Source organism: Ralstonia sp. SA306 (assembly GCF_054792405.1).
This window is the reverse complement of record NZ_CP096452.1, coordinates 1,934,578-1,959,892: the sequence shown is the minus strand read 5'-3', so window position 1 is coordinate 1,959,892 and position 25,315 is coordinate 1,934,578. Positions and strand designations below refer to the sequence as shown.

General features: G+C 65.5%; 21 protein-coding genes. 16 read left to right on the top strand and 5 right to left on the bottom strand.

Annotated elements, in window-relative coordinates:
* Positions 1–2 precede the first annotated feature (2 nt).
* Together M1D44_RS25260 and M1D44_RS25255 are read left to right on the top strand one after the other, a co-directional pair.
* On the top strand, positions 3–1,919 hold the full coding sequence (locus M1D44_RS25260; RefSeq protein ID WP_316854111.1) for a sensor histidine kinase: 1,917 nt from the start codon (positions 3–5) through the stop codon (positions 1,917–1,919).
* Positions 1,916–3,274, top strand: a complete 1,359-nt coding sequence (locus tag M1D44_RS25255; RefSeq protein WP_024978067.1) for a sigma-54-dependent transcriptional regulator — start codon at positions 1,916–1,918, stop codon at positions 3,272–3,274. The genes M1D44_RS25260 and M1D44_RS25255 overlap by 4 nt, the downstream gene beginning before the upstream one ends.
* On the opposite strand, the gene M1D44_RS25250 is transcribed toward M1D44_RS25255, so the two are convergent.
* On the bottom strand, positions 3,271–4,071 hold the full coding sequence (locus M1D44_RS25250; RefSeq protein WP_316854110.1) for a YhfC family intramembrane metalloprotease: 801 nt from the start codon (positions 4,069–4,071) through the stop codon (positions 3,271–3,273). The two genes, M1D44_RS25255 and M1D44_RS25250, sit on opposite strands and share 4 nt — an antisense overlap.
* A 125-nt stretch (positions 4,072–4,196) precedes the next feature.
* Between M1D44_RS25250 and M1D44_RS25245 the strand changes: the two genes are divergently transcribed.
* The 7 genes from M1D44_RS25245 to M1D44_RS25215 all read left to right on the top strand — a co-directional run bounded on the left by M1D44_RS25245 (position 4,197) and on the right by M1D44_RS25215 (position 12,465).
* Positions 4,197–4,637 (top strand): surface-adhesin E family protein, encoded by a 441-nt coding sequence (locus M1D44_RS25245; RefSeq protein WP_316854109.1) that lies wholly within the window; start codon positions 4,197–4,199, stop codon positions 4,635–4,637.
* A 108-nt stretch (positions 4,638–4,745) separates the two neighbouring features.
* Positions 4,746–7,427, top strand: coding sequence for a diguanylate cyclase domain-containing protein (locus tag M1D44_RS25240; RefSeq protein ID WP_316854108.1), 2,682 nt, complete (start codon positions 4,746–4,748; stop codon positions 7,425–7,427).
* 449 nt (positions 7,428–7,876) lie between these two features.
* Positions 7,877–9,037 (top strand): ABC transporter substrate-binding protein, encoded by a 1,161-nt coding sequence (locus M1D44_RS25235; RefSeq protein WP_316683502.1) that lies wholly within the window; start codon positions 7,877–7,879, stop codon positions 9,035–9,037.
* A 109-nt stretch (positions 9,038–9,146) separates the two neighbouring features.
* Positions 9,147–10,028, top strand: coding sequence for a branched-chain amino acid ABC transporter permease (locus tag M1D44_RS25230; protein WP_024978073.1), 882 nt, complete (start codon positions 9,147–9,149; stop codon positions 10,026–10,028).
* Between the two features lie 10 nt (positions 10,029–10,038).
* Positions 10,039–10,938, top strand: a complete 900-nt coding sequence (locus M1D44_RS25225) for a branched-chain amino acid ABC transporter permease (protein WP_024978074.1) — start codon at positions 10,039–10,041, stop codon at positions 10,936–10,938.
* 7 nt (positions 10,939–10,945) lie between these two features.
* Positions 10,946–11,743, top strand: coding sequence for an ABC transporter ATP-binding protein (locus tag M1D44_RS25220; protein ID WP_024978075.1), 798 nt, complete (start codon positions 10,946–10,948; stop codon positions 11,741–11,743).
* Entirely contained in the window at positions 11,740–12,465 is a 726-nt protein-coding gene (locus tag M1D44_RS25215) for an ABC transporter ATP-binding protein (RefSeq protein ID WP_316854107.1), read from the top strand. Before M1D44_RS25220 ends, M1D44_RS25215 begins: the two co-directional genes overlap by 4 nt.
* 108 nt (positions 12,466–12,573) lie before the next feature.
* Here the strand turns inward: M1D44_RS25215 and M1D44_RS25210 are convergent, their stop codons facing one another.
* Positions 12,574–13,446, bottom strand: a complete 873-nt coding sequence (locus tag M1D44_RS25210) for a LysR family transcriptional regulator (RefSeq protein WP_024978077.1) — start codon at positions 13,444–13,446, stop codon at positions 12,574–12,576.
* 205 nt (positions 13,447–13,651) lie between these two features.
* Here M1D44_RS25210 and M1D44_RS25205 point away from each other — a divergent pair, with 205 nt between their 5' ends.
* The 5 genes from M1D44_RS25205 (at position 13,652) to M1D44_RS25185 (ending at position 19,798) form a co-directional block, all read left to right on the top strand.
* Positions 13,652–14,650 carry a quinone oxidoreductase family protein gene (locus tag M1D44_RS25205; protein ID WP_024978078.1) on the top strand — a complete coding sequence of 333 codons (999 nt, stop codon included), beginning with the start codon at positions 13,652–13,654 and terminating at the stop codon, positions 14,648–14,650.
* Positions 14,651–14,777: 127 nt separating this feature from the next.
* Positions 14,778–15,095, top strand: coding sequence for a YciI family protein (locus M1D44_RS25200; protein ID WP_316854106.1), 318 nt, complete (start codon positions 14,778–14,780; stop codon positions 15,093–15,095).
* Between the two features lie 52 nt (positions 15,096–15,147).
* The gene (locus tag M1D44_RS25195; protein WP_316683499.1) at positions 15,148–16,551 is read left to right on the top strand and encodes a ClcB-like voltage-gated chloride channel protein; all 1,404 of its coding nucleotides are present in this window, start codon (positions 15,148–15,150) and stop codon (positions 16,549–16,551) included.
* 283 nt (positions 16,552–16,834) lie between these two features.
* Complete coding sequence (locus M1D44_RS25190; RefSeq protein ID WP_316854105.1) at positions 16,835–19,063, top strand: TonB-dependent receptor; 2,229 nt, start codon at positions 16,835–16,837, stop codon at positions 19,061–19,063.
* Positions 19,064–19,111: 48 nt separating this feature from the next.
* A complete protein-coding gene (locus M1D44_RS25185) occupies positions 19,112–19,798 on the top strand; it encodes a Fe2+-dependent dioxygenase (RefSeq protein WP_112188826.1) in 687 nt (228 codons plus the stop codon).
* 24 nt (positions 19,799–19,822) lie between these two features.
* On the opposite strand, the gene M1D44_RS25180 is transcribed toward M1D44_RS25185, so the two are convergent.
* The 3 genes from M1D44_RS25180 to M1D44_RS25170 form a co-directional block, all read right to left on the bottom strand.
* Entirely contained in the window at positions 19,823–19,969 is a 147-nt protein-coding gene (locus M1D44_RS25180) for a hypothetical protein (protein WP_175537079.1), read from the bottom strand.
* Between the two features lie 124 nt (positions 19,970–20,093).
* The gene (locus M1D44_RS25175; RefSeq protein WP_316854104.1) at positions 20,094–22,616 is read right to left on the bottom strand and encodes a PEP/pyruvate-binding domain-containing protein; all 2,523 of its coding nucleotides are present in this window, start codon (positions 22,614–22,616) and stop codon (positions 20,094–20,096) included.
* Entirely contained in the window at positions 22,616–23,245 is a 630-nt protein-coding gene (locus tag M1D44_RS25170; protein WP_439004775.1) for a TetR/AcrR family transcriptional regulator, read from the bottom strand. Before M1D44_RS25170 ends, M1D44_RS25175 begins: the two co-directional genes overlap by 1 nt.
* Before the next feature lie 121 nt (positions 23,246–23,366).
* On the opposite strand from M1D44_RS25170, the gene pip reads away from it, so the two are divergent.
* Positions 23,367–24,320, top strand: a complete 954-nt coding sequence (pip, locus tag M1D44_RS25165; RefSeq protein WP_024978085.1) for a prolyl aminopeptidase — start codon at positions 23,367–23,369, stop codon at positions 24,318–24,320.
* 3 nt (positions 24,321–24,323) lie between these two features.
* Complete coding sequence (locus tag M1D44_RS25160) at positions 24,324–25,229, top strand: LysR family transcriptional regulator (protein WP_316854102.1); 906 nt, start codon at positions 24,324–24,326, stop codon at positions 25,227–25,229.
* Positions 25,230–25,315 lie beyond the last annotated feature (86 nt).

Genomic DNA, 25,315 nt, shown 5'->3' with positions numbered 1-25,315 from the left:
CCATGTCGCCAACCGACGGCCACGCCGACCTTGCCCCACCCGCACGCGGTCGTGGCTGGCGCGTGGCCGTCGCGCTGGCCATGGCGGCATGTTGCGGCGCAGCGGGGTGGGGCGCTTACGCTGTCGCCCTGCAGCGCTACGTCGCCACGCGCGCCGAGGAGGCCGGTCAGCGCACCACGTTCTACGCACAGAACCTGCGCAGCACGCTGGCGCGCTATGAATCATTGCCCAGGCTGGCGGCGCTGGAGCACGTGCTGCACGTCGCGCTGCAAGAGAATCCCCAGGCTGGCGACGCCGTCATGCGTCGCGCGGCCAATGCCTATCTGAAAGAAGTCCAGGCGGCCACCGACTTGGCCGCCGCACACCTGATCAATACGACAGGCCTCACGATTGCGGCCAGCAACTGGGATCTGCCGACCTCGTTCGTCGGCCAGAACTACGCATTCCGCCCGTACTTTGTCGAGGCCATGCGCGAGGGGCTCGGTCGCTTCTACGGTGTCGGTAATACCACGGGCGAGACGGGCTATTTCGTGGCTGCCCCCGTGCGCGAAGACAACAAACCGATCGGCGTGGTGGTCGTGAAGGTCAACCTCGATGCGTTCGAGGCCACGTTGTCGCGCAGCGGCGATACGGTGCTGCTGGTGGATCGGCACGGCGTGATCTTCCTGTCGTCCGTACCCGAGTGGAAATACCGCACGCTCGGCACCTTGAGCGCGGACCAGCGCGCAGCACTCGACGCGACGCGCCAGTACGCGCCCCACGTACTTGCGCCGCTCGGAATGAACGATGGGCACGCCGTGAGCGTACCCTTTTCTGCGGACCACCCACCGCAGACCGTGCGCGTGGCGTTGCCCGGAAAATCGGCGTCGACACTGCGCGTGCAGTACCGCCCGGTGGGCCTGCTCGGCTGGCAGGTCGCCGTGTTGATCGACCCGCGCGATGAGCAGCGCACTGCGTTGGTGGCCGGTGCGAGTGCCGCGTTTGCGATGGCGCTGATCTTCGCCGTACTCGTTGCGTTGCGTTTGCGTACGCGCCGGCGCGAAGAGCAGCACCGCGCGCGCGCCGCGCTGCGCGAAATCCAGCGTGATCTGGAAGCGCGCATCGCACAACGCACTGCGGAGCTGACTTCCGCCAACACCGCGCTGGCCGGCAAGGTCGAAGCGCTCGATGCCGCGCAACGCATCCTGCGCGAAACGCGCGATGCCGCTGTGCAGGCCGGCAAGCTCGCCGTGCTCGGCCAGATGGCCGCCGGCATCACGCACGAACTCAACCAGCCGCTCACCGCGCTGACCACGCTGTCCGATAACGCCAACCAGCTTGCCGAGCGCGGCCGCATCGACGAAGTGCGCGGCAACCTCACCCACATCAGCCAGCTTGCCGTGCGCATGGGGCGTATCGTTTCGCACATCAAGGCCTTCTCGCGCAAGGGCGATGCGGCACGCGCTGCCGTGTCGGTGGACGAGGCCATCCGCCAGGCGCTGATGCTGGTTGAGACGCGTCGCCGCCAGGCCGGCGTGACGGTGGTGGCCGAGCCGGTGCCGGCCGATCTTGCGGTCTGGGCCAATGCTGTGCGGCTCGAGCAGGTGCTCGTGAACCTTATCCGCAACGCCATTGATGCCACCGCCGAGGCCCCCGCAGCCGACTCGCCTACCGTGCGCGTGAGCGTCGAACCCATCGAGAAATGGGTACGCATCACCGTGCGCGACTTCGGCCCGGGCATTCCCGCCGATGTGCTGCCGCGTCTGTTTGAGCCGTTCTTCACCACCAAGGACGATGGTCAGGGCCTGGGGCTTGGCTTGGCGATTTCGCTGGCGATCATCGAAGACTTTGGTGGCCGGCTCGAAGGTCGCAATGCGGGTGACGAAGCGGGTGGCGCAGAATTCATCATCGAGCTTGAACGCGTTGTGAAACCCACATGACTGAACACGGTACGCCGGACCCTTCCCCCATCGACCACGCGCCCGTCTTCCTGATCGAAGACGATGACGTGGTGCGCCTGGGCTGCGAGCAAGCACTCACGCTGGCGGATGTGCCGGTGCAGTCCTTTGCCGATGCGGAAAGCGCGCTGGCCGCACTCGCCACGCAAACGCCGGCCGTGGTCGTCACCGACGTGCGCCTGCCCGGCCGCGACGGCCTGGCTGTGCTGCGCGAGATGCTGCAGCACGACCGTCAGTTGCCCGTCATCCTCATCACCGGTCATGGTGACGTGACGATGGCTGTGGCCGCCATGCGCGCGGGCGCCTACGATTTCATGGAGAAGCCGTTCCACTCCGAGCGCCTCGTCGACGTGGTGCGGCGCGCGTTGGAAAAGCGCAGGCTCACTTCCGAAAACCTGCGTTTGCGTGAAGCGCTGCAGGGCCGGCAGGCGTACCCATTGATCGGCCAGAGCGCCGTCATGCAGAACGTGCGCCGGCTCGTCACCGCGCTGGCTCCCACCGATGCTGACATCCTCGTCACGGGCGAGACCGGCTCGGGCAAGGAAGTGCTCGCGCGCGCCATTCACGAAGGTAGCCGACGTCGCGGGCCGTTCGTCGCGCTCAATTGCGCGGCGCTGCCGGAGTCCGTGTTCGAGAGCGAGATGTTTGGCCACGAGGCGGGCGCTTTCACAGGCGCCAACCGCCGCCGCATCGGCAAGATGGAATATGCAGATGGCGGCACGCTGTTCCTGGATGAAATCGAATCGATGCCGCTGGCGCTGCAGGCCAAGCTGCTGCGTGCTCTGCAGGAACGCAGCATCGAACGGCTGGGCAGTAACGCGAGCGTGCCGGTCAATTGCCGTGTGGTGGCCGCCGCCAAGGTCGACCTGAAGGATGCATCCGACCACGGTCAGTTCCGCGCGGACTTGTATTACCGCCTGAATGTCGTATCGATTGCGCTACCGGCGCTGCGCCAGCGTGCCGAAGACATTCCGTTGCTGATGGCCCACTTTCTGCAGCAGGCCGCGGTGCGCTACGAGCGTGCTGCGCCCGACTGGTCTGCGCAAGACATGATGCGCTGGCAGCACCACGACTGGCCGGGCAACGTGCGCGAACTGAAGAACGTGGCCGAGCGCTTTTGCCTCGGACTGGACGATGGCCTGGTGGTTTCGGAAGCGAGCCAGCATTCCCTGGCGGGCCGGATGATGGCGGTCGAACGTACCACCATCGAGGAAGCACTGCGCGCCACGGAGGGCAACGTTGCACGCGCGGCCGATCTGCTGGCCGTGCCGCGCAAGACGCTGTACGACAAGCTCAACCGGCACGGGATCGAGCCGGACCGCTTCCGCAGCAGTTAGCGCAGCGAGGATTCGCCGATCTTGCGGCCGCCTTGCGGGGGCCAGCACGTTGCTGCCAGCAGCACGGCCGCCACGGCGTAGATCGCTTCGGTCACCGCCAGGGGCAGCACATGGACCTGGTACAGCGCAGCGGGCAAGTCCGCCAGCGCATGCAGCAGCACCGCCAGCACGACAATCACAAACCGCCGCTGCCGCACCGCGTGCCACACCACCAACGTGAGCGTGAACTGGATCAGCATCGCCGCAATGCGCTCGCTCACCGCACCGAGCGCCAGCCATGGCGACAGCTGCGCCAGCATGGCGTGGATCGTCCCGACCATGGCATCGGCGCCGCTGGCCGCGAGGCGCGATTCCAGCTCGCCGCGGTTGGCGGCAATGCCGAACATCACCATCTGGGCCTGCGATGCCGCACCGACCAGCCAGGCCTCGATGCCCGCGTGACCGAGCGCGTACGCCACCGGTGTGGCGGCATCCCCCGGCTTGCGCACGAGAAAACGCAGGCCGAGCCAGCGGCCGCTTTCCTCGAACAAGCCGGCCATCAGCGCGCCGTAGATAACGAACAGCACGGGCATGCGCAGCCAGTGCGCCGTGGTCGGATTGAGCTGCAGCAGGTACAAATGCAGCGTGCGTTCCAGCACCAGCGCAAACACGACAAACACCGCCGCACCCACGCCGATGTCGCGCCATACCAGGTCAAAGCGCCGCCGCAGCCAGAACCACGCCACGACTGGCACGCTTGCGATGAGCAAGGCCGCGACCGCGTGGGCAACGAGGGCAGACAGGGCGACGGTAGGCATGGCGGATGGCGCAATTGGGGCAATGAAGGTCGCCGCATGCTACCTGAGGGCGCGGGCGCGAGTCTTGCGGGCCGATTGTTACAATATGTGCCTGCGGCAGCAGTGCCGCTCCTTGACTTCTTGATATGGCAGGACGGACGGTCGTGAAACGCATGATGTGGCGGTGGATCTGGATATGCAGTGTCGGCGTGGGCGCCTTCGGCATGGCGGTGCCTGCCCAGGCTGCGCGCTGGCACCAATACCTGACGACGACGTCCGTCGTGGCTTCCATCGATCGCACGTCGCTGCGCTCCAACCGTACCGGCCACAAGACCTTTCTGGCGCGCACCGTGCTCAAGCGCAGCGAACGCCGCGCCCATGGGGCCCATTACCGGCCCGGCACGGTGATCCTCTCGCGTCAGGAGATCGATTGCCATCGCCAGCGCATCCGCCTGGTCGACTACGTGGTGCGCGGTCCCGACGGCGCCACGCTCGATACCGATACCGCAGCCGGCGCGCACTGGATGCGCATCCGCTCCGGTACGCTCGCTGCGCGCTCTGCCGCTTACGTCTGCGGCCGCCGCTAGACGCCGCGGCGGCTCGACAATGACCGGCGGGCATAGCACTATGGTGTCTGCCCTCCCACTACAACAAGACACCGGTCGCGAGGGGCGCCGGTGCCAGCCGACGGTCCGATGAAACTGACCCTGAAGTCGCAGGCGGCCATCATGGCGACCGTCATCAGCGTGACGGTGGTGAGCCTGTTCGGCTGGTCGCAGCGTGAGCCGATCCGCCGCGAGGTGATGGCGCAGATCAAGGCGCAGCAGACGGCCATGGTCAAGGAGTCGGCGGAAGACCTCAAGCAGCGGCTGGACACCTACCTGGGTGTGCTCGAGCGCACTGCCCAGCAGATGCGTACCGTGCAGTTCAGCACGCCCGCGCAGGAAGCGGCGTTCTACCGATCCATCCAGCCCGCCAGCGGCCTGTTCGACGGGGTGTTCCTGGCCTCGGCCGATGGCAAGGTGACAGCCACCTCGCGGCGCCGCGCGGGCGTGGTCGGCATCGACATTTCGGATCGGGATTACTTCAGGCAGGTCATGGTGGTCGATCAGCCGACCATCTCCGCGCCGCTGCGCAACCGGGTGGGCGGCGAGCCCATTGTCATCATGGCCGCGCCCGTGCATGATCAGGACGGCAATCTCGTCGGGTTGATCGGCGCGTCGCTGTACCTGCTCAAGCCGAACTTTCTGGGGGACATGCGCGACATGCGCGTGGGCCAGACCGGCCATGTCTACCTGGCCACGCGAGGTGACAACCCCGTCTATATCGTCCACCCCGAGGCCGACAAGACGCTTGCGCCGCTCGATGCCGATCCGGCGGTGGCCGCGGCCTTTCGCGCAAATCCGGATGCGCTGCCTGATCGCGGCGGCGACGTGGTTACCACGCACGACATCACTGCGGCCGGCTGGACGCTTGCTGCGGTGTTGCCCGGGGCCGAGGCCAACCGGCAGCTCTTCCTCATGCGCCAGCGGTTTCGCTGGTCGCTCCTGGTGCTGGCAGCGCTGATCGGCGTGTCGGTGTGGGCGGCGATGCTGTGGCTGCTGCGCCCGCTTGGCCGGTTGCATGCCGCCATGACGCAGCTTTCGGCCACGGACTTGCGCAATGCGCCGCCGCTCGAGCTGGACGGTACCTCGGCGGAAATCGACGCGGTGTCGACGGCATTCCACAAGCTGATGGGCGAGGTTGTCCGCCAGCGCGCCGAACTGGAAGCCGTGAACGATGCCTCGCCGCTCGGGTTGTTCCGCTCGGATGCGGACGGCCGGACCGTCTATACCAATGAGGCGTATCGCCGGCTGCTCGGTGCCACGCATGAAGAGGCGCTGGCCGACGTGTGGCTCGCACGCCTGCATCCGAACGACCGCGATGCCACCATGGCCGGTTGGCGGGATGCGGTCGCGCGCGGCGCAGGTTACAGCGCCGAGCAGCGCGTGATCGTGCCGGGCATCGGCGAGCGGCTGCTGGTCGTTACGACAGCGCCGGTGCGCGTGGACGACGAGATCGTCGGCCACGTTGGGGCCATGGAAGACATCACCGTACGCGCGCGGGCGCAACAGGCGTCGCGCGTGCTGACCAAGATCCTCGACTCCACCACCGACTTCGTTGCGCAGAGCGACGTACAGGGCAACGTTACCTACATGAATCCGGCCGGCCGGCGCTTTGCCGGCATTGCGCTGGACGCCAATCTCCAGGGCCTGACCGTTGCGGATTTCTATCCGCCCGAGACGATGGGCTGGCTGCGCGAGGTGGCGGTACCCGCAGCCTCGCGCGACGGCGTGTGGATTGGCGAAACCACGGTCCGAGGGGCCGAAGGTCAGGTCGTGCCGATCAACCACATGATCATCGCGCACCGCGATCCTGCCGGGCGTATGGAGCACTTCTCGTCGGTCATGCGCGACATCACGCAGGACAGGGCTGCCAAGGAAGCGCTGCAGCGCAGCCGCGAAACGCTGCAAACGGTGACCGATGCGTTGCCTGCGCTGGTGGCCTTCATCGACACCGACGAGCGCTTCCGCTTCCTGAATGCCGCCTACGAGAAAGCGTATGGACGATCGGCTGCGAGCATGCTCGGACAGACGCTGCGTGAAGTTGTGGGCGACGATGCTTACAGCAACCTTCGCGATGCGTTGCGGCGCGCGCTGGGCGGCGAGACGATGGTCTTTGAGCGCGAACTCCGGGGCCGCGATCTGTACCGGTGCGAAGAGGTCAGCTACCTTCCGCAGTTCGATGCGCAAGGCCGCGTGGCGGGCGTGCATTCGGTCACCCTCGATATCACGGAGCGCAAGAAACAAGAGCTGCGCCTGCGCGCGCTGACCACCACCGATCACCTCACCGGCCTGGCCAACCGTGCTGGCTTTGAAGAGCGCTTACTGGCAGCGTTGGACCAGGCGCGTGTGAACGGATCCACCGGAGCGCTGCTGCTGGTCGATCTCGACCGCTTCAAGGTCGTCAACGACACGCACGGGCACGCCGTGGGCGATGCGCTGCTGCGTGCCTTCGCGCAGCGCCTGGCGCGCGCCGTGCGCCCGTACGACGGCGTGGCGCGTTTTGGTGGAGACGAGTTCGCCGTCATCCTGGAGCACCTGTCGCACGCGGACGACGCAAAGACGGTTGCCGCCAATATCCTCGCCGCATGCAACAAGCCGTTTCGCCTGCGTGAAGCGGTGGTGCAGGTGGGCGCGAGCATCGGTATCGCGACCTTCGACGCGCGCACGCTGGCGCAGAGCGTCGTCTTCGAAGCCGCCGACGAGGCGTTGTACGAAGCCAAATCGCGCGGCAAGGGGTTGTTTGTGAGCGCCGACGAGCTGCCGACGGGGTGATTTTCGCAGTGCCGCAAGGCACGCAGAAACGGGTACGCTCCACGTCGATTTGATGGTGTCGCCTGGCAATATTGCGCCGCAACAGTCGCCCCCCAGGCCGGGCGGCGGACAATCCCCTATCGCACGGTCGTGCGCTTTCCGGTAAAGTCCCGCGACTGACTGCACGTGCCGGCCACCCCGGCGCGTCGCACAAGAGCGCTGTACCCATGGCGCCTTCGCTTCACACTCCGACGCACTCCCGGCGCAGCATGCCCGATCCGGCATCGCTCGCCCGGCAGGTCTTCCGCCGTTTCGCCAACGTTGTTTGTCTTCGTGGCGCGAAACCCGGCAGGCGAGCGTCCGGACGCGATGCAGGGCGCATGCGGGGGGAGCGACGGTGTTGGGCCAGCGCATCTTCGAGACGAATCGCATTCAAGCAATCGCGACGGACAAACAAGGAGCAGGTTCGCATGAAAAAAATGATCAAACGGCTGCTGTTGACGGCAGTGGCTGCGGGGGCGGCAATCGCAACGGGCACGAGCTTCGCGGCCCAGGACATCAAGATCGGTGTGGCCGAAGCGCTGTCGGGCGGCGCGGCCCAGTACGGCGTGGCCATCCGCAACGGCTTCCAGTTGGCCGCTGACGAGATCAACGCCGCGGGCGGCATCAACGGCAGCAAGATCGCGCTGGTGATCGAAGACGAGCAGGGCAAGAAGGAAGAGGCCATCAACGTCTTCAAGAAGCTGATCTTCCAGGACAAGGTGGCGATGGTGTTCGGCCCCACGCTGTCCAACTCGGCACAGGCGGCCGACCCGATCGCGCAGGCGTCCAAGACGGTTGCCTTTGGCACTTCCAACACCGCAGACGGCATCACCAGCATCGGCGATTTCGTCTTCCGCAATTCCGTGACCGAAGCCGACGTGCTGCCGGCCACGATCCAGACCGTTGTGAAGAAAGCAGGCGTGAAGAAGGTGGCCGTGCTGTACGGCAACGACGACGTCTTCACCAAGAGCGGCTACGACAACTTCAAGAAGGCGCTCGAAGACCTGAAGATTCCGGTCACGACCACCGAGACCTTCGCCAAGGGCGATGTCGACTTCAAGGCCCAGCTCACCAAGATCAAGGCGACGAACCCGGACGCGATCGTGCTGTCGGCGCTGATTGCCGAAGGTGGTCCGATCATGGTGCAGGCGCGCCAGCTTGGCCTGAATGTGCCAATCATCGGCGGCAACGGCATGAACTCGGTCAAGGTGTTCGACCTGGCCAAGGACAAGTCCGACAACCTGTGGGTGGGCAGCCCGTGGTCGATCGAGAACCACACGGCCGAGAACAGCAAGTTCATCACCGCCTACACCGCCAAGTACAAGGCTGCGCCGGACCAGTTTGCGGCACAGTCGTATGACGCCATGTACATCGCGGCGACTGCGCTGAAGAAGGTGAAGTTCAGCGGCAACCTCGAAGCCGATCGCAAGGCGATCCGCGATGCGCTGCCGGCAGTCAAGCACGTTGGCGCGACCGGCGCGTTTGCGTTCCGTCAGGTGACGGCGCGCGGCAAGCCGGCCGGCTATGACGCCGTGCAGACGCCGATCGTGAGCGTGACCAAGAACGGCAAGTACACGATCGAGAAGTAATCTTCGGTTCTCGTTGAAACCGAAACGCGGGGCGTAGCTAAACCTACGCCCCATCGCTTTTTTTGTGGCTGCTTTGGTGACATTCGGCCACTCCTCACTCTGATTCATCATGCTGGAACAGCAACTCGTCAATGCGCTGTCGCTCGGCTGCGTGTATGCGTTGTTCGCCCTGGGGTTCACGCTGGTTTTCGGCATCCTGGGCGTGATCAACCTGTCGCACGGCGCGGTCTTCATGCTCGGTGCCTATGCGGCGCTGCAGGTCGTCCTCCACTTCGATCTGCCGCTGTGGGCGGCGCTGGCCGTCGGTTTTGCCGTGAGCGGCGTGGCTGGGCTCATCATCGATGTGCTGCTGCTGCGCCCGCTGCGCCGGCGCAATGCGCCCCACCTGATTCCGATGATCGGGACCATCGGTGCGGGCATCGCCATCAATAACGCCATGCAGGGCGTGTTCGGGGCAGAGAATCTGCGCTTCCCGGCCGGGCTCGTGTCGGACGCATCGCTGGACCTGGGCGGCATCCATCTCACGCCGCTCGAGCTGGGCATCATCGTGCTGTCGTTCGTGCTGATGGGCGCGCTTATGCTGCTGCTCAAGCGCACGCAGCTCGGCCGTGCGCTGCGCGCGATTGCGGAGTCGCCCAAGGCAGCGGCGCTGCTCGGCATCAATGTCGAAGGGCTGTTCCTGCTGACCTCGTTTGCCGCCGCTGCGCTGGGTGGGTTGTCGGGCGTGCTGATCGGCCTGTACTCCAACGCCGTGTTCCCGCTGATGGGCCAGCCGATGCTGCACAAGGGCATCGCGGTCATCATCCTGGGCGGCCTGGGCGATATTCGCGGCGCGATGCTCGGCGGCTTGTTCCTCGGCTTTGCCGAGGTGCTGTCGGTGGCCTACATCGGCTCGACCATGCGCGATGCGGTGGCGTTCGGTCTGCTGTTCCTGATCCTGCTGGTGCGGCCGCAAGGGCTGTTCGGCAAGGTGCTCGAACGCAAGGCATAAGGAGACCGACATGGAATGGTTCGACAACTTCTGGTCGGTCTACAGCAACCTGGTGCTGACGCTCGGCATCAACGCGTTGCTGGCGCTGTCCATTTATCTCACGCTGTCGTGCGGCCTGCTGGCGATGGCGAATGCGGCTTTCATGGGCATCGGTGCGTATACCTCCGCGCTGCTGACGATGAATGCGGAGATGCCGTTTTCGGTCGCGCTGCTGGGTGGCATGGCGGCACCAGCCGTGGTGGCCGTTGTCATCGGCCGGCCGACGCTGCGTCTTTCCGGCGTGTATCTGGCCATGGCCACGCTTGGTTTTGGCGAAGTCGTGCGCGTGCTGATCCTGAACACCGAGAACTGGACCGGCGGCGCGCTGGGCCTGAACGGCATTCCGCAACTGACCGAGTGGTGGCATGTGGCGCTGGCCGTGTTGGCCACGCTGTTCGTGCTGGCGCGCATGCGCCGCTCCAAGGTCGGCCGCGCATTCGAGGCCATCAAGGAAGACGAGACCGCCGCAGGCCTCATGGGCATCAACGTGGCCGGCACCAAGCTGCTGGCGTTCACGCTGGGTGCGGCCATTGCCGGGCTGGCGGGCGCACTCAATGCGCACCTGACGTTCTTCATCGGCCCCAATGAATTCGGCTTCGACCGCGGCGTGGAAATTCTCACGATGACGATTCTGGGCGGCACCAACGGCCTGACGGGCCCGGTGCTCGGCAGCCTGATCCTGTCGCTGCTACCCGAGCTGCTGCGTGCGTTCAAGGATTTCCGCTTGGTCGTCAATGGCGTGATCCTGATGGTGATCGTCCTGTTCCTGCCCAAGGGCATCTGGGATCCGGCGCGTTTCGCGCGCTGGTTCGGCATGAAGCGCGGCGGCACCATGCCGGGTGCGTCGGCCGCCTCCAATGAATCGCACTGAGGCCGCCATGCTGAAACTCACCTCCATTTCCAAGCGTTTTGGCGGCCTGTCGGTCTTGCAGGACGTCAACATTGAAGTGCCGCAAGGCACCATCTTCGGCTTGATCGGCCCGAACGGCGCCGGCAAGACGACCGTCTTCAACCTGATCACCGGCCTGCTGGCACCCACGGGCGGCTCGCTCACGTTCAACGGCGAAAATCTCGTCGGCAAGAAGCCGCACCAGATCACGCAGATGGGCATTGCGCGCACGTTCCAGAACATCCGCATCTTCAAGGAGATGACGCTGCTGGAGAACGTTGTGGTGGGCATGCACCGGCATCTGGACTACGGCGCGCCGGGCCTGCTGCTGTCGCTGCCCAAGTACCGTGCTGCGGAGCGCCGCGCGCGCGATCGTGCGCTGGAGCTGCTCTCCTGGGTCAAGCTCGACCACAAGGCGCACGACATTGCCGACAACCTCTCGTACGGCGACCAGCGCAAGCTCGAACTCGCGCGGGCGCTGGCCACCGAACCCAAGCTGCTGCTGCTCGACGAGCCCGTCGCTGGCATGAACACGGGCGAGAAGGTCGACCTGATGGCCGAGATCGAGAACATCAAGGCGCGCGGCTACACGATCTTCATGATCGAGCACGACATGCGTTTCGTGATGGGCCTGTGCGAGCGCATTGCGGTGCTCAACTTCGGCCGCATCATCGCCGAAGGGCCGCCCGAAGCAATCCGCAACGATCCGCAAGTCATCGAGGCGTACCTGGGCCGCGATGACGACGATGAAGCGAACGGCGATGCTGCGCAGAAGGAGACGGCATGACCACGTTGCTGGAAGTCAAAGGGCTGGACGTGTCGTACGGGCACATCGCAGCCGTCAAGGGCATCGACTTTGCGCTCAAGGCCGGCGAGATCACCTCGCTGGTGGGCGCAAACGGTGCGGGCAAATCGACCACGCTGCTTGCGCTCTCGGGCCTGATCCCGAAGTCGCAGGGTGATGTGCGCGGCCAGATCCTGTTCGAGGGCGAAGACGTCACGCTGTGGTCCGCCCACAAACGTGTGGAGCGCGGCATCGTGCAGGTGGCCGAAGGGCGCGCCACGCTCACCACGATGACGGTGCGCGAGAACCTGGAGCTGGGCGCCTACACGCGCAAGGACAAGGGCCAGATCGCCTCCGACCTGGAGCGCGTGTTCCACCTGTTCCCGCGCCTGAAGGAGCGTATCGAGGGTCTGGCGGGCAACCTCTCGGGCGGCGAGCAGCAGATGCTTGCCATCGGCCGCGCATTGATGGCTCGCCCGCGCGTGCTGCTGCTGGATGAACCCTCGATGGGCCTCGCGCCGATCATCGTGCAGGAGATCTTCCGCATCCTGCGCACCATCAATGCCGAAGGTCTGACGATCTTCCTGGTCGAGCAGAACGTGCGCCAGGCATTGAAGATCGCGCAGCACGGCTACGTGCTGGAGACCGGCCAGATCGTGCTCGCTGACAGCGGTAAAAACCTGCTGGGCAATCCGCGCGTGCTCGAGGCCTACCTGGGCGGCTGAGCGTTCAGAACGCGCCTCGGCATGCAATATTGTCGAGGCGTAAGAACCGCATATCCATTGGGTTTGCGGTTCATTTTCACCCAAAAGCGTACCCGTTTCTGCGTACGTTCAAAACCCTGCCAACACGTGTCGCTGTGCGTCGAACAGCGCGATCAATGCATCGGCCACGGCCCGCACGCGCGGTGATCGTCGAACGTCGGGGTGGATCACCAACCAGATTTCTCGGTGCAACGCAGGATCGTCGACAGGCAATCGGCGCAAAAGCGTACCCGTTTCTGCGGGCGCGCCAAGCAGGTGAGGCAGCGCTGCAACACCCAGTCCGGCCAGTGTCGCCTGATGCATCGCCGCCAGATCGCTGCAGCGTAAGACCACGCGACGTTCGCCTGCGTAGTTGTCCAGCCAGCGCTGTTGCGGGACGTGGCGCAGGTTTTCGTCGTAGCCGATGAATTCCCACTCTGATTCGGGGCGTGCGAGCACCTCTGCGGTGGCGTACAGGCCGTAGCCGAGGTCGCCCAGCGGCCGTGTCGCCAAGGTAGATGACGTCGGGCGCGACAAGCGCACCGCCAAGTCGGCCTCGTGCGCCATCAGGTTGGCGTTGCGCTTTTCGCCCAGCAGCACGAGGTCGATGCCGGGCCATTGCCGGCGCAGTGCCGCCAGGTTTGGCGCGATGATGTGGCTGGCCACCGTGGGCGGCGCGGAGATACGCACCGTCCCGCGCAAGCTGCCCGCCCCCGCTGCGGCACGTGCAAAGCCGGCGGCCTCCTGCTCCATGCGTTCTGCACGCTCGGCCAGGGCGTTGCCTTCAGCGGTCAGGCGCCAGCCGCGCGGCAGGCGGTCGAACAAGCGCACGCCCAACGATTGCTCCAACGCATCGGCACGCCGCGCTACCGTGGTGTGTTCCACCGCCAGCCGCCGCGCAGCAGCCGACAAGCTGCCCTCGCGCGCCAGCACGAGAAAGTAGCGCACGTCATCCCACTGCAAGGAAGAGGAAGGTTCGGCCGCCGCCGCACGCGCCAGGGCACGTGCATTTTTTGGCCGACCTGGGCTTTTTTGCACAGAAGCTGATCAGTTTTTGTGAATTCCCGGGTGATTCTGAACGGATTACGCTTGTTTCACAACGTGACGAACGCAGTACCCGTCATCGACCAAACCGAAAAGCGTACCCATTTCTGCGAGGACTTTTGCCATGCACGCCAAGGTAATCCAACTGCGCGAACCCGGACCAGCATTGGGTTTGCGGCCCGCCAGCCTGATGTTGCCGCCGCCCGCGCCGAATGCGATGACGGTGCGGCATACCGCCGTCGGCGTGAACTTTGTCGACGTGTATCACCGTGCCGGGTTGTATCCGGTGCCGGCATTCCCGGCGGTGCTCGGGGTGGAGGGTGTCGGCGTGGTGGAAGCCGTGGGTACGGATGTGCGCGGCTTTGTGGTTGGCCAGCGCGTGGCCTGGGCCGGCCTGATGGATGGCGCGCCCGGGGGCTACGCCAGCCATCGCAACATTCCGGCCGAACGGGCGATTGCCTTGCCGGATGCGCTTGATGACCAAACCGTCGCGGCCACATTGGTCCGCGGCATCACTGCGCACATGCTGCTGACGCGGGTACGGCAGATGCGCGCCGGCGATACGGTGCTCGTGCACGCCGCAGCCGGTGGCCTGGGCGTGTTGCTGGTGCAGTGGGCCAAGCGCCAGGGTGCGCGTGTGATCGGCACGGTAGGCAGCGAAGCCAAAGCCGCCGTCGCGCTGGGCCATGGCGCAGACCACGTCGTGTTGCATCGCCAGCAGGACGTGCGCGAAGCCGTGCTGCAGCTCACCGGCGGAGAAGGCGTCGACTACGTGATCGACGGCATTGGCGGCGCCATGCTGCAAACGTCGTTGGCAGTGACGCGGCCATTCGGCATGGTGGCCAGCATCGGTCAGGCGGGCGATGTCGGCAACGCCCAAACGGATGTCGTCGATCTTGCGGCGCTTGGACCGTCGCGCTCGATTGCGCTGGCGCGGCCAGGCGTATTCCGCTACATGGCCGATCTGTCGAATTACCGGATGGGAGCGCAGGCGGCATTGCAGCGCATGCTCGATGGCGTGCGCGTGCCGGTGGGCGGTACCTATGCGCTGGAAGATGCGGCTGCCGCCCACACCGCGCTCGAAGCCGGACAGACCTCGGGGGCGTTGCTCTTGCGCCCTTGAGAACCCTGCGCGCCGAAGGGTTTCCGTGCAAAGCGTACCCGTTTCTGCGGGACACTCAGCGTCGTTGCTTCACGTTGCCGGGTCTCGCGTTTGGAAGGTTTCACCTCATCCCACAAGGAGCCATCGCATGCTGTACCTGATTCTTTTCAACTACACCGCACCGCTCGAAACGCTCGATCGCGTGCTGCCTGCGCATCGTGCGCATCTGGACGCCCACTATGCGAGCGGCCATTTCCTGATGTCGGGGCCGTTCTTCCCACGTGAGGGCGGTGGCATCCTGGCGCGTGCCGAATCCCGTGAAGAAATCGACGCCATCGTCGAGCGCGACCCATTCGTGATCGAAAACCTCGTACAGGCGCGCGTCATTGCCTGGGGCCCGAATCGTCGCAGCGCTGATACACCGCAGGCGTGGTTGCCAGACGCTGTGGTCGCGGCATCGACTTAAAACGGGCGCGGCGCCGCCGCTATCATGTCGATCTGTTCTTGCGCGAATCGACATGACCGACACGCCGCCGCCTCAACCTGATGTGCCGCGCCAGCCATGGTGGCGGCGCGCGACTGCCCGGCTGCCGTTCGGTCGCGAGCATCTTGTGTTCGTGATTGCCGGGGTGATCGGCTGCGCGGGCGCTCTGTCGACGATCCTGTTTCGCGAGTCCCTGCGTCATCTGCAATGGTGGCTCTCGGGTACGGACCAGGGCTTGGTGGCCACGGCGCGCGCGTTGCCGTGGTGGGCGCGCCTGCTGGTGCCGACCGTGGGCGGACTGCTGGCGGGCATTACCTTGCAAGTGGGCCTGAAGTGGATCCCCCGAAAGGGCTCGGAAGACTATATGGAAGCCATTGCCGTGGGCGATGGCGTGCTCAGCGCGCGGCAGAGCTTGGTACGCAGTGCGTCGTCGTTGTGCTCGGTGGCCAGTGGCGCGTCGATCGGGCGCGAAGGGCCGATGGTGCAATTGTCGGCCATGTGCGGCTCGCTGGTCGGCCGCGTGCTGCGGCGCTGGACGCCCGTGCCGGTCGAGCAATTGCGTCTGCTGGTCGCATGCGGTGCGGCCGCTGGCATCACCTCTGCTTATAACGCGCCTATCTCGGGCGCCGTGTTCGTCTGTGAAATCGTGTTCGGTGTCATCACCACGGCGACACTCGGGCCGCTGCTGGTGGCGGCTGTCACCGCAGACATCGTGGTGCGCCAGTTCTTCGGGTACGGGGCGGTCTACGAGATGCCGCACTTCGATTTTGTTTCCGGCTGGGAAGTGCTGACGTATCTGGGCCTTGGTTTGGCGGCGGGGATGGTGGGGCCGCTGCTGCTGGGTCTGATTGACCGCGCGCGTGATGCGTTTGCACAGACCAAGCTGCCGCTCACGCTGCGATTGGCCGCTGGCGGGTTGATTGTCGGTGCGCTCTCCACGGGCGTGCCCGAGGTCTGGGGTAACGGCTACAGCGTGGTGAATGGCTTCCTGCATGACCCATGGCTGTGGCAGACGGTGGCGCTGGTGCTGATCTGCAAGGTCGTGGCGACGGCGTCGAGCGCGGGCTCGGGCGCGGTGGGTGGTGTGTTCACACCCACGCTGTTCTGTGGCGCGGCGCTGGGTTTGCTGTACGGCACGGGCATGCACGCGCTGCTGCCGGATGCGGCGCCCGTGCCAGTCAGCTACGCGGTGGTCGGCATGGGCGCGCTGCTGGCGGCCACCACGCATGCGCCGCTCATGTCGATCCTGATGATCTTCGAAATGACGCTGTCGTATCAGGTGGTGCTGCCGCTCATGTTGGCGTGCATTACCGGCTATGTGACGGCACATGCGGCGGGTGCGCCGTCGGTGTATGCGCGTGCGCTGGCGCGCAATCGTGCAGATGCCGGAGACGATGCGCAGCACCTTCCATCGCCATCAGACAGCACGCAGAAATAGGTACGCTTTGCTGGTTGGGAGGCGCCTAACCACAGATATTCCTGGAGGACAAGCTTGCCAAGTCAGCTAAATCCAAGGAAAAGCGCTCTATAGGCCTCTTCAAATTGTGCGTTTCCGGGAACTTTCGGGAGTTATTGCGACAATTTATTGCTGTTGAGAATCGTTATCATTTATATTTGCGTCCGCAATTCGTAGTGCGCTCTAGTGCACGGCGGCGCGGGCGCAGGAGGGCGTTCCGTAGCGGCTGGCACCACTAGAAGAGTGCCGCCGGAGAAACCACGCAATGAACTGCCGCACGCCCGTCGCCAGCGCCCTGTTGGCCCTGTTTGCCACCCCCACCGTCGCACTCGCCCAGCAGGCCACGCTTGCCCAGGCACCCGCCACCGCCACGTTGCCGGAAGCTGTTGTGAAGGGCTCCGCCCCGCGCGACGACTACAACGCCGCCAAAAGCTCCATCTCCAAGCTGCCCGAGAACCTGCGCGATGTGCCGCAATCGGTGACGGTCGTGCCCAAGGCGCTGACCGACGCGCAAGGCGGCAGCTCGCTGGCCGACGCACTGCGCAACGTGCCCGGCATCACCATCGGCGCGGCCGAAGGTGGGCAGATTGGCAACAACATCAACCTGAACGGCTTCTCGGCGCGTACCGACATCTACCTCGACGGCTTCCGTGATCGCGGCCAGTACTACCGCGACTTGTTCGCCCTCGATTCGGTGGAAGTGCTGATGGGCCCGTCGTCGATGCTGTTCGGTCGCGGCTCCACCGGCGGCGTCATCAACCAGGTGACGAAGAAGCCGAAGCTGAAAGCGGCCACGGAAATCACCGGCTCGGTCACGACCAACGGCTTGGTGCGCGCGACCGCCGACGTCAACACGCCGACGTCCGACACCTCCGCCTTCCGCATCGCCGCGATGGCGCAGAACGGCAAGACCAGCACGCGCGACGAGATGACCGCGCAGGATTTCGGCATCGCGCCGTCGTGGCGCTTTGGCATCGGTACGCCGACCGAGGTGACGCTGTCTGCGCTGCTGCAGCACAACCGCGACATGCCCGACTACGGCGTGCCGAACCTTAACGGCCACCCGGTCAACGTGAGCCCCAAGACGTACTACGGCTACACCGATGACCGCACCACGCAGGATGTGGCGTCGTTCTCGGCCAATATCGATCACAAGTTCTCGCCCAACCTGCGCCTGCGCAACCAGACGCAGTTCAACTACGTGCAGACCGACGCGCGGGAGACGGCGCCCAACGCTGTGGGTACGGTCAATTCGCCGGGCGTGTTCACGGCGCTCGCCAACAGCAATCTGCCGCTCTCGGCGCTATCGGTGCGTTTGCAAAGCCATGACCGCCGCATCCGCGATTACTCGCTATTCAACCAGACCGAACTGACGGCCAAGTTCGATACGGGTTCGGTCAAGCACACGCTGCTGGTTGGCACCGAGTTCGGCCACGACGGTTACGACAACCAGAACTATTACCGCAACGGCTCGTGCAATGGCACGCCGCTGGCGCAGTCGAGCATGACGAGCGGCTTTGTCTCGTGCGAGCCGCTGGTGAGCCCGAGCTACACCACGTCGCCGGCCAGCACGCCGTCCAGCCTGGGCAACCTGCAGGGCGGCTCGGCCAACACGGTGGCTGCGTATTTCAACGACTCGATCGAATTCACCAAGCAGTGGAAGGCGGTGGCCGGCCTGCGCTATGACCGCTACGTTGCGAGCATTTCGAACTCGCTGAATTCGGCGAACACGCCGGCGTCGGCCAAGATCACCGCGCTGCCGTACGCGCAGCAGAGCGTGAACTTTGTCAGCACGCGCCTGGGCGGCATCTGGCAGCCGACGGACTGGCAGTCGTACTACGTGTCGTATGGCACGTCGTTCAACCCGTCATTGGAGCAACTCGTGGGCACCACGGGCCAGCAGAACCTGGACCCGGAGAAGAACAAGTCGTATGAAGCCGGCGGCAAGTGGGATCTGCTCAACGGCGATCTGTCGGTCAGCTCGGCGCTGTTCCAGATCACCAAGGACAACGCCCGCACGCAGATCGACAGCACGACGTACACGTCGGCAGGCAAGATCCGCGTGCGCGGTGCGCGCCTGGGTGCCACGGGCCACGTGACCGACAAGCTGCAGATCTTTGCGGGCTATACCTACCTGGATGCGCAGATCGTCAATGGCATCGCCGCGGGCACGCAGGGCATGACGCCGGCCAACACGCCCAAGCACGCTGCCACGGTGTGGACGAGCTACACCTTCCTGCCGAACTGGGAGGCGGGCGCGGGCGCGTTCTACATGTCGCAGCGCTACGCCAACAACACCGACACGGTGCAGGTGGGTGGCTTCGTGCGCTGGGATGCGATGCTGGCCTATCACCAACCGAAATACGACGTGCGGCTGAACCTGTTCAACCTGTTCAACAAGACGTATTACGATGCGCTGATTCCGTCCGATGGCGGTCGCGCCGTGCCGGGTACCGGCCGTGCGGCGATGCTGTCGGTGGTATATCGGATGTAATGGCTGGGGGATGGGCCCTCGGCTGCGTCCCCGTTTCCTTCCAGCGCCATGCTTGTCTGCATTCCCAACGTCTTCAACGCCGCGCAGGTGGCTGCGCTGCGTGACCTGCTTGATAGCGCGGGCGATGCCTGGGTCGATGGCCGCGTGTCGGCCGGGTATTCGGGGGCACCGGTCAAGGTCAACCAGCAGATTGACGAGGGCGCGGAAGTGGCCCTGCAGTGCCAGCAGCTCATCCTGAGCGTGCTGGAGCGGCACCCGCGCTTCATCAGCGCGGCGTTGCCCAACGTGGTGTACCCGCCGATGTTCAACCGCTACGGCGAGGGCATGACCTTCGGCGCGCATGTCGACGGCAGCGTGCGTATCCACCCGCACAACGGCACAAAGCTGCGCACCGACATTTCGGCCACGCTGTTCCTGTCAGACCCTGCCAGCTATGACGGCGGCGAACTGCAGATTGAAGACACCTATGGCATGCACAGCGTCAAGCTCAATGCCGGTGATTTGGTGATCTACCCGGCAACGAGCCTGCATCAGGTGACGCCCATCACGCGGGGAGTGCGCGTGGCGAGCTTCTTCTGGATCCAGAGCCTGATTCGCGATGACGCGCAGCGCGCCATGTTGTTCGACCTGGACAACGCCATCCAGACGCTCAACCAGACCGACGCGGATGCCACCGCGCGCCGCACGCTCATCGGCGTGTATCACAACCTGATGCGGCAGTGGAGCGAGACCTGATGTGAGCCTGCTGTGCGCTTCGGCTCAGTGGCCCGAACGGCGATACAGCTCGGCCATCATGCCGCAGCTTTCCACGTGCAGTGCAACGGCGCGGCTGGCTTCACGGCGCACGATTTGCCAGAAACGGGCGAAACGCGAGGCGGGGGCGGCTTTGAGAGCGACGGTGTTCATGGCGATTCCTTCTGAGGACTGATTTAGGGATAACCCTAGTAGGGAATACCCGAATATTAGTCCGAATATTGCGGCGCAGCAAAACCGCATTCGCCAGTGTCGCCTCATCACCACATGTGGGTGCCTAATCCGCCACTCTACTGACCGTGCCGGCATTGCCGTCTACACGGATCGTCTCGCCATCTTTCAACTGTGCCCGGATGCCAGGCAGGTTCACCACGGCCGGAATCCCGAACTCCCGCGCCACGATGGCGCCATGCGAGAGGTAGCCACCGGTTTCCATGACGAGCCCGCCGGCCTTCAGGAAAAGGGGCGTCCAAGCGGGATCGGTACTGGGGGCGACCAGGATATCGCCGGCTTGCAGTGCCGTGCCGGCGGCGGCGTGATCGACCAGCCGTGCCTGCCCCTGTGCCGAGCCAGCGCCCACGGCGGTGCCGCTCCAGGCATCTCCTGAGAGGGGGACTGACGTACTGGCCACGACCGGTGCCTCGCCATGTTCGATGAGGATGTCCGGCTCCTGCGCAGCGGCCCAATCGTCCAACTGTTGGCGGCGTTCACGCGCGCGCTGCGCGGCGAAGCGCAGGGGTAATGCGCCTGTGGCCGCGGCTACGCATTCGTCCAGCGTCAGGTTGAAGATGTCTTCCGACGCATCGAGTCCTTCCTCGCCGACGAGCCTGTCAGCCAGCTTGAGCAGGCCGATGCGCAGCGCTTCCAGATACGCCACCAGCGCGCTGCGCGCGGCTTCGCGCTGGTTGCTGTCGCGCACGGCACCCTTGAGCATCCCCCGCACAATCGGGCGCAGCCAGAACGGCAGGCGCGCCCACGCACGCTCAGACGCCGCCAGTTGCCTTTGCCGCACGGCGTGCGCGTCGCTGTCGATCAGCCCGACGATGAGGTCGAGCAAATAGTCGGGCTGCTCGCGCCAGCGCGGGCGGCGGAAGTAGCTCTCTTCAATGGCGCGGTGCCCATAGCGCTCCAGAAACGTACTGAAGTGCCGGCGGAACGGGCTGTGCGCCGGCAGTTGCTGCGCCCATTGCGTGCCGATGCGGTTGTCGGCGCGAAGCCAGGCGAGGGCTTCGGCATCGGCGGCGGCCGTTTGCGCCAGCGCCATCAATTCGTAGCTCTGCTGCGCGGTGACGCTGGGTTCTGCGCCTGCCATGAGCGCGGCGGCCAGCGCGTGGCCCTCGCCGGGGCAGTGTTTTTCGATCACGTCGACCAGGCCCGAAACGGAGCCGCCCGCCGAGCCCTGCAGGAAGAACAGGCCGTCTGCGCGGCGCGCGGTGTTGAAGCGTTCGCGCAGGCAGGCGGCCAGCTCCGCTGTCGATTGCGGCCACGCGTCTTCACGCCATTGCGCGGCTTGCTTGCGGGCGCGGTTCAGATCGCTTTGCGCATGGCGGCGCGCGGCGCCGGCGCTGCACAAATAACGCAGGAGACGCGCCCCGCGTGCCAGCCGCTGCGGCCATGTGGCGCGCGGCAGCGCAATCTCGGGCTGCGTGCCGCCGAGCATGCGGTTGATGGCATCCGGCGCAATGCCGAACGCGTCAAATGCCTCCCACTGCATCAACGAGACGTCGAGGTACACGCAGCCGCCAAACAACTTGGCGCGCGCCAGCCCGGGCAGCAACGCGTAGCCGGCCAGCGAGTAGGCCAGCATCAGCATGCGATTGGCCGCGTGACCGTAGAGCGTCCAGTCGATGGGCGACAGCGGCGCGGGAAACACCTCGCGCGTGTTGCCGCGCGTCCAGAACGTCGGCTGGGTTTGGAGTGCGGCGTAAGTCTGGCGGGCGGCCGTGGTGATCGGGCGAGCCTGCACGATCCAGAAGCGCTGCCCGTCCCAGACCCATTCGATGTCATAGCGCGGCTGCGCAAAATCCAGCGCGCGTGCCGTGTCGCGCGCCACCGTGGCAAGTGCAATGAGCTGGGCGTCGTCCAGCACGGCGCGGCGGGCATCTTCAGTGGCGGTATCGGCGAGTGCGGTGCCGCCTTCGGCCAGCGCGCGCGTCATGCGGCGCTTCGTGCCGATCTGGCGTTGGACCACCCGCAGCGCGTCGTCTTGCGGCGCGACTTCCAGCCGGTCGACGTCACCATCGGCTTGGCCGCCCACCAGCGCTTCGCCCAGGCCCCAGTGCGCGTTGATGACGATGTGGTCGTCGCGGCCGCTCAGGGGGTCGCCGGTGAACGCGATGCCTGCGGCCACTGCCGGCAACATCGGCATGATGACCACGGCCATCGCCAGATCGGAGGTGTCGATGCCAAAGCGCTCGCGGTATGCCAACGCTTGCGGTGCGTACGCCGAGTCCCACACGGCGCGCACCGCTTCCGCCAGCGCCTGCACGCCAATCACGTTCAGGCGCGTTTCGTGAATGCCCGCGAACGAGCGTCGCGCGGAATCTTCCTGCGGTGCGGACGAGCGCACGGCCAGCGGCGTGTTTTGCCAGCCGCGCGCGGCCAGCGCTTGCGCGATGGCAGCCAGCACCGTATCGGGCACCGCATCTCCGTGATTCCGGCTGAGGCTGGCCTCTGCGGCCAGCACGAAACCATCGGGCACCGGCACGCCGAGTCTCGCCATCCGACCAAGCTGCCAGCCCTTGCCGCCCGCCACTGCGGCACCAGCCGCAGCCGGCCAATCGAGCACGAGCGGGTTCATCACGCCTCCTTGGCGGCCATGCCGTGCAGGAACAGGTCGATAACGGCGGAGAAACCCGCGTGCAGGTCCGTTTCAGGACGTGCCAGCCAGCGCATCAGTGCGCCGAGATACAGGTACTCGAACAGCACCGCGAGGTGCTGCGCATCGAGCGGGGTATCGAGTTCGCCCGAGCGCTGCGCCGCATCGATGAGCATCATGAACACCGCTTCGAGCCCGCTGCGCTTGTCTGCGTCACGGTTGCGGGCAGCCAGGTCGGCGCTGGCAAAGCGGTAACGGAAATACGCGGCCAGGTAGGGCCGGCGCACATTGCACCAATCGGCCGAGGCGGAAAGCAACACCGCCAGGCGGGAGGCGAAATCCGGCTGTGCTTCGATCTGGGCGCGCAGTTGCGTACCACCTGCCGCCAGTTCGGCGTGGAACTGGTGCGCCAACAGGGCTTCCTTGACCGGAAAGTGGTTGTACAGCGTGCCCTTGGACACATCGGCCTGCGCAGCGATCTGCTCCATCGTCACCGCGTCGTAACCGTGCTGCTCGAACAGGGAGAAGGCGGTGGCCGCCAGGTGGTCCAGCGTCTGGTTGCGCTTGCGTTCGCGGCGGCCGGCTTCAATGGGGATCGGGATGGACGACATGGTGGGTCCGCTGTTTTTTTAAACGATGTGCAATTTTATACGTCGTTCAAAAATATGTGCAAGCGAGAACCCCTCTGTAGAATCGGCCCATTCTCCCGGCAACCTTTTGACAGGACCGACCATGACTGCACTGCGCACCCTGTATCCGCCAATCGAGCCCTATGAAACCGGCATGCTGGACGTGGGCGATGGCCACACGATCTACTACGAGCGCGTTGGCACGCCCGGTGCCAAGCCCGCGGTGTTCCTGCATGGCGGGCCAGGTGGCGGCGTTTCGGCTGATCACCGCCGCGTGTTCGACCCCGCGCGCTACGACGTGATGCTGTTCGACCAGCGCGGCTGCGGGCGGTCGACGCCACACGCGGGCCTGGAGGCCAACACCACGTGGCATCTGGTGGCCGATATCGAACGCCTGCGCGCGATTGCCGGCGCCGAGCGCTGGCTCGTCTTTGGCGGATCGTGGGGTTCGACGTTGGCACTCGCTTACGCGCAGAAGTACCCGCAGCATGTGAGCGAACTCGTGCTGCGGGGCATCTACACCGTCACGCAGGCCGAGCTGCGCTGGTACTACCAGTACGGCGTGTCGGAGATGTTCCCCGAGAAATGGGCACGTTTCCAGGCGCCCATTCCGGAGGCCGAGCGCGGTGACATGATTGCGGCCTATCGCAAAGTGCTGACCGGCAACGACACCGCCAGGCAGATCGAAGCCGCCCGCGCCTGGAGCGTGTGGGAAGGCGAGACCATCACGCTGCTGCCCGACCCGAGCAATAGCGCCAAGCACGCCGACGACCATTTCGCGCTGGCCTTCGCGCGGCTGGAGAACCACTACTTCACGCATCAGTGCTGGCTGGAAGAGGGCCAGTTGCTGCGCGAGGCACACAAGCTGGCGGGCATTCCCGGCGTGATCGTGCATGGCCGCTACGATATGCCGTGCCCCGCGCGCTATGCGTATGCGTTGCATCAGGCGTGGCCGGATTCAGACTTCCACCTGATCGAAGGCGCCGGCCATGCGTGGTCCGAACCGGGCATTCTCGATCAACTGCTGGCCGCAACGGACCGCTTTGCCGGCAAGTAAACCATGACGGATTCCGCCGATCTGCGCTTCCTGCTCGCCATCCAGGACAACGGCAGCCTGGTGGCGACGGCGCGGGCGCTGGACCTGACGCCATCGGCCGTGTCGCAGCGGCTGCAACAGCTGGAGAAGAAGCTGGGCACACGGCTGGTCGATCGCACGGCGCGCAGCTTGCGCTTTACGCAGGAAGGCATGCTGCTGTGCGAGCGCGGGGCAGAGCTGATCCGCCAGCTCGACGCACTGTCAGAGGATTTGCACACGCGCCGGGGCGGCCTGGTCGGCACGCTCAAGGTGAATGCGCCGCTGGGGTTTGGGCGACGCTACGTGGCACCCGTCATTGCCGATTTCCAGCAGCAGCACCCCGATGTCGACATCGAACTGGCGCTGTCCGATGCGCCCCTGACCGAAGCGGCGGACCGCTTTGATGTGGTGGTGCATATTGGCGCGCTGCAGGTGTCGAACCTTGTCGGCCATGCGATTGCGCCGAATGCGCGTTTTGTCTGCGCTTCCCCCGCGTTTGTGAAGCGCTTCGGCCCGCCGGAAACCCCCGATGACCTTGCCGCGCTGCCCTGCATCGTGCTGCGCGAGAACAAGGAAGACGTGTCGCTCTGGCATTTCAGCAAGGGCCGCACGAGCCGCAGCGTGCGCGTGCCGCGCCGACTGATCTGCAACGACGGCGATGTCATCCGCCAGTGGGCGTGCGAAGGGCGCGGGGTGATCCTGCGCTCCGAATGGGATGTGGCCGATGATTTGCGCGCGGGCCGGCTGGTGCGTTTGCTGCCCGGCTGGAAGGCACCGGACGCCAACGTGATCGCCCTCACGCACAACCGCGCCGGGTTGCCTCAACGTACGCGTCACTTCATGCAGGCGCTGCAGAGCCGTTTCAAGCCGCAGCCGCCGTGGCGCGCATGATGCAGCTTCACTGAATCTTTGATTTAAACCGGCTTCACCGAAAGCCGGTGCGCGGTACCTACAATCGGCTGCATCGATCTCTACCG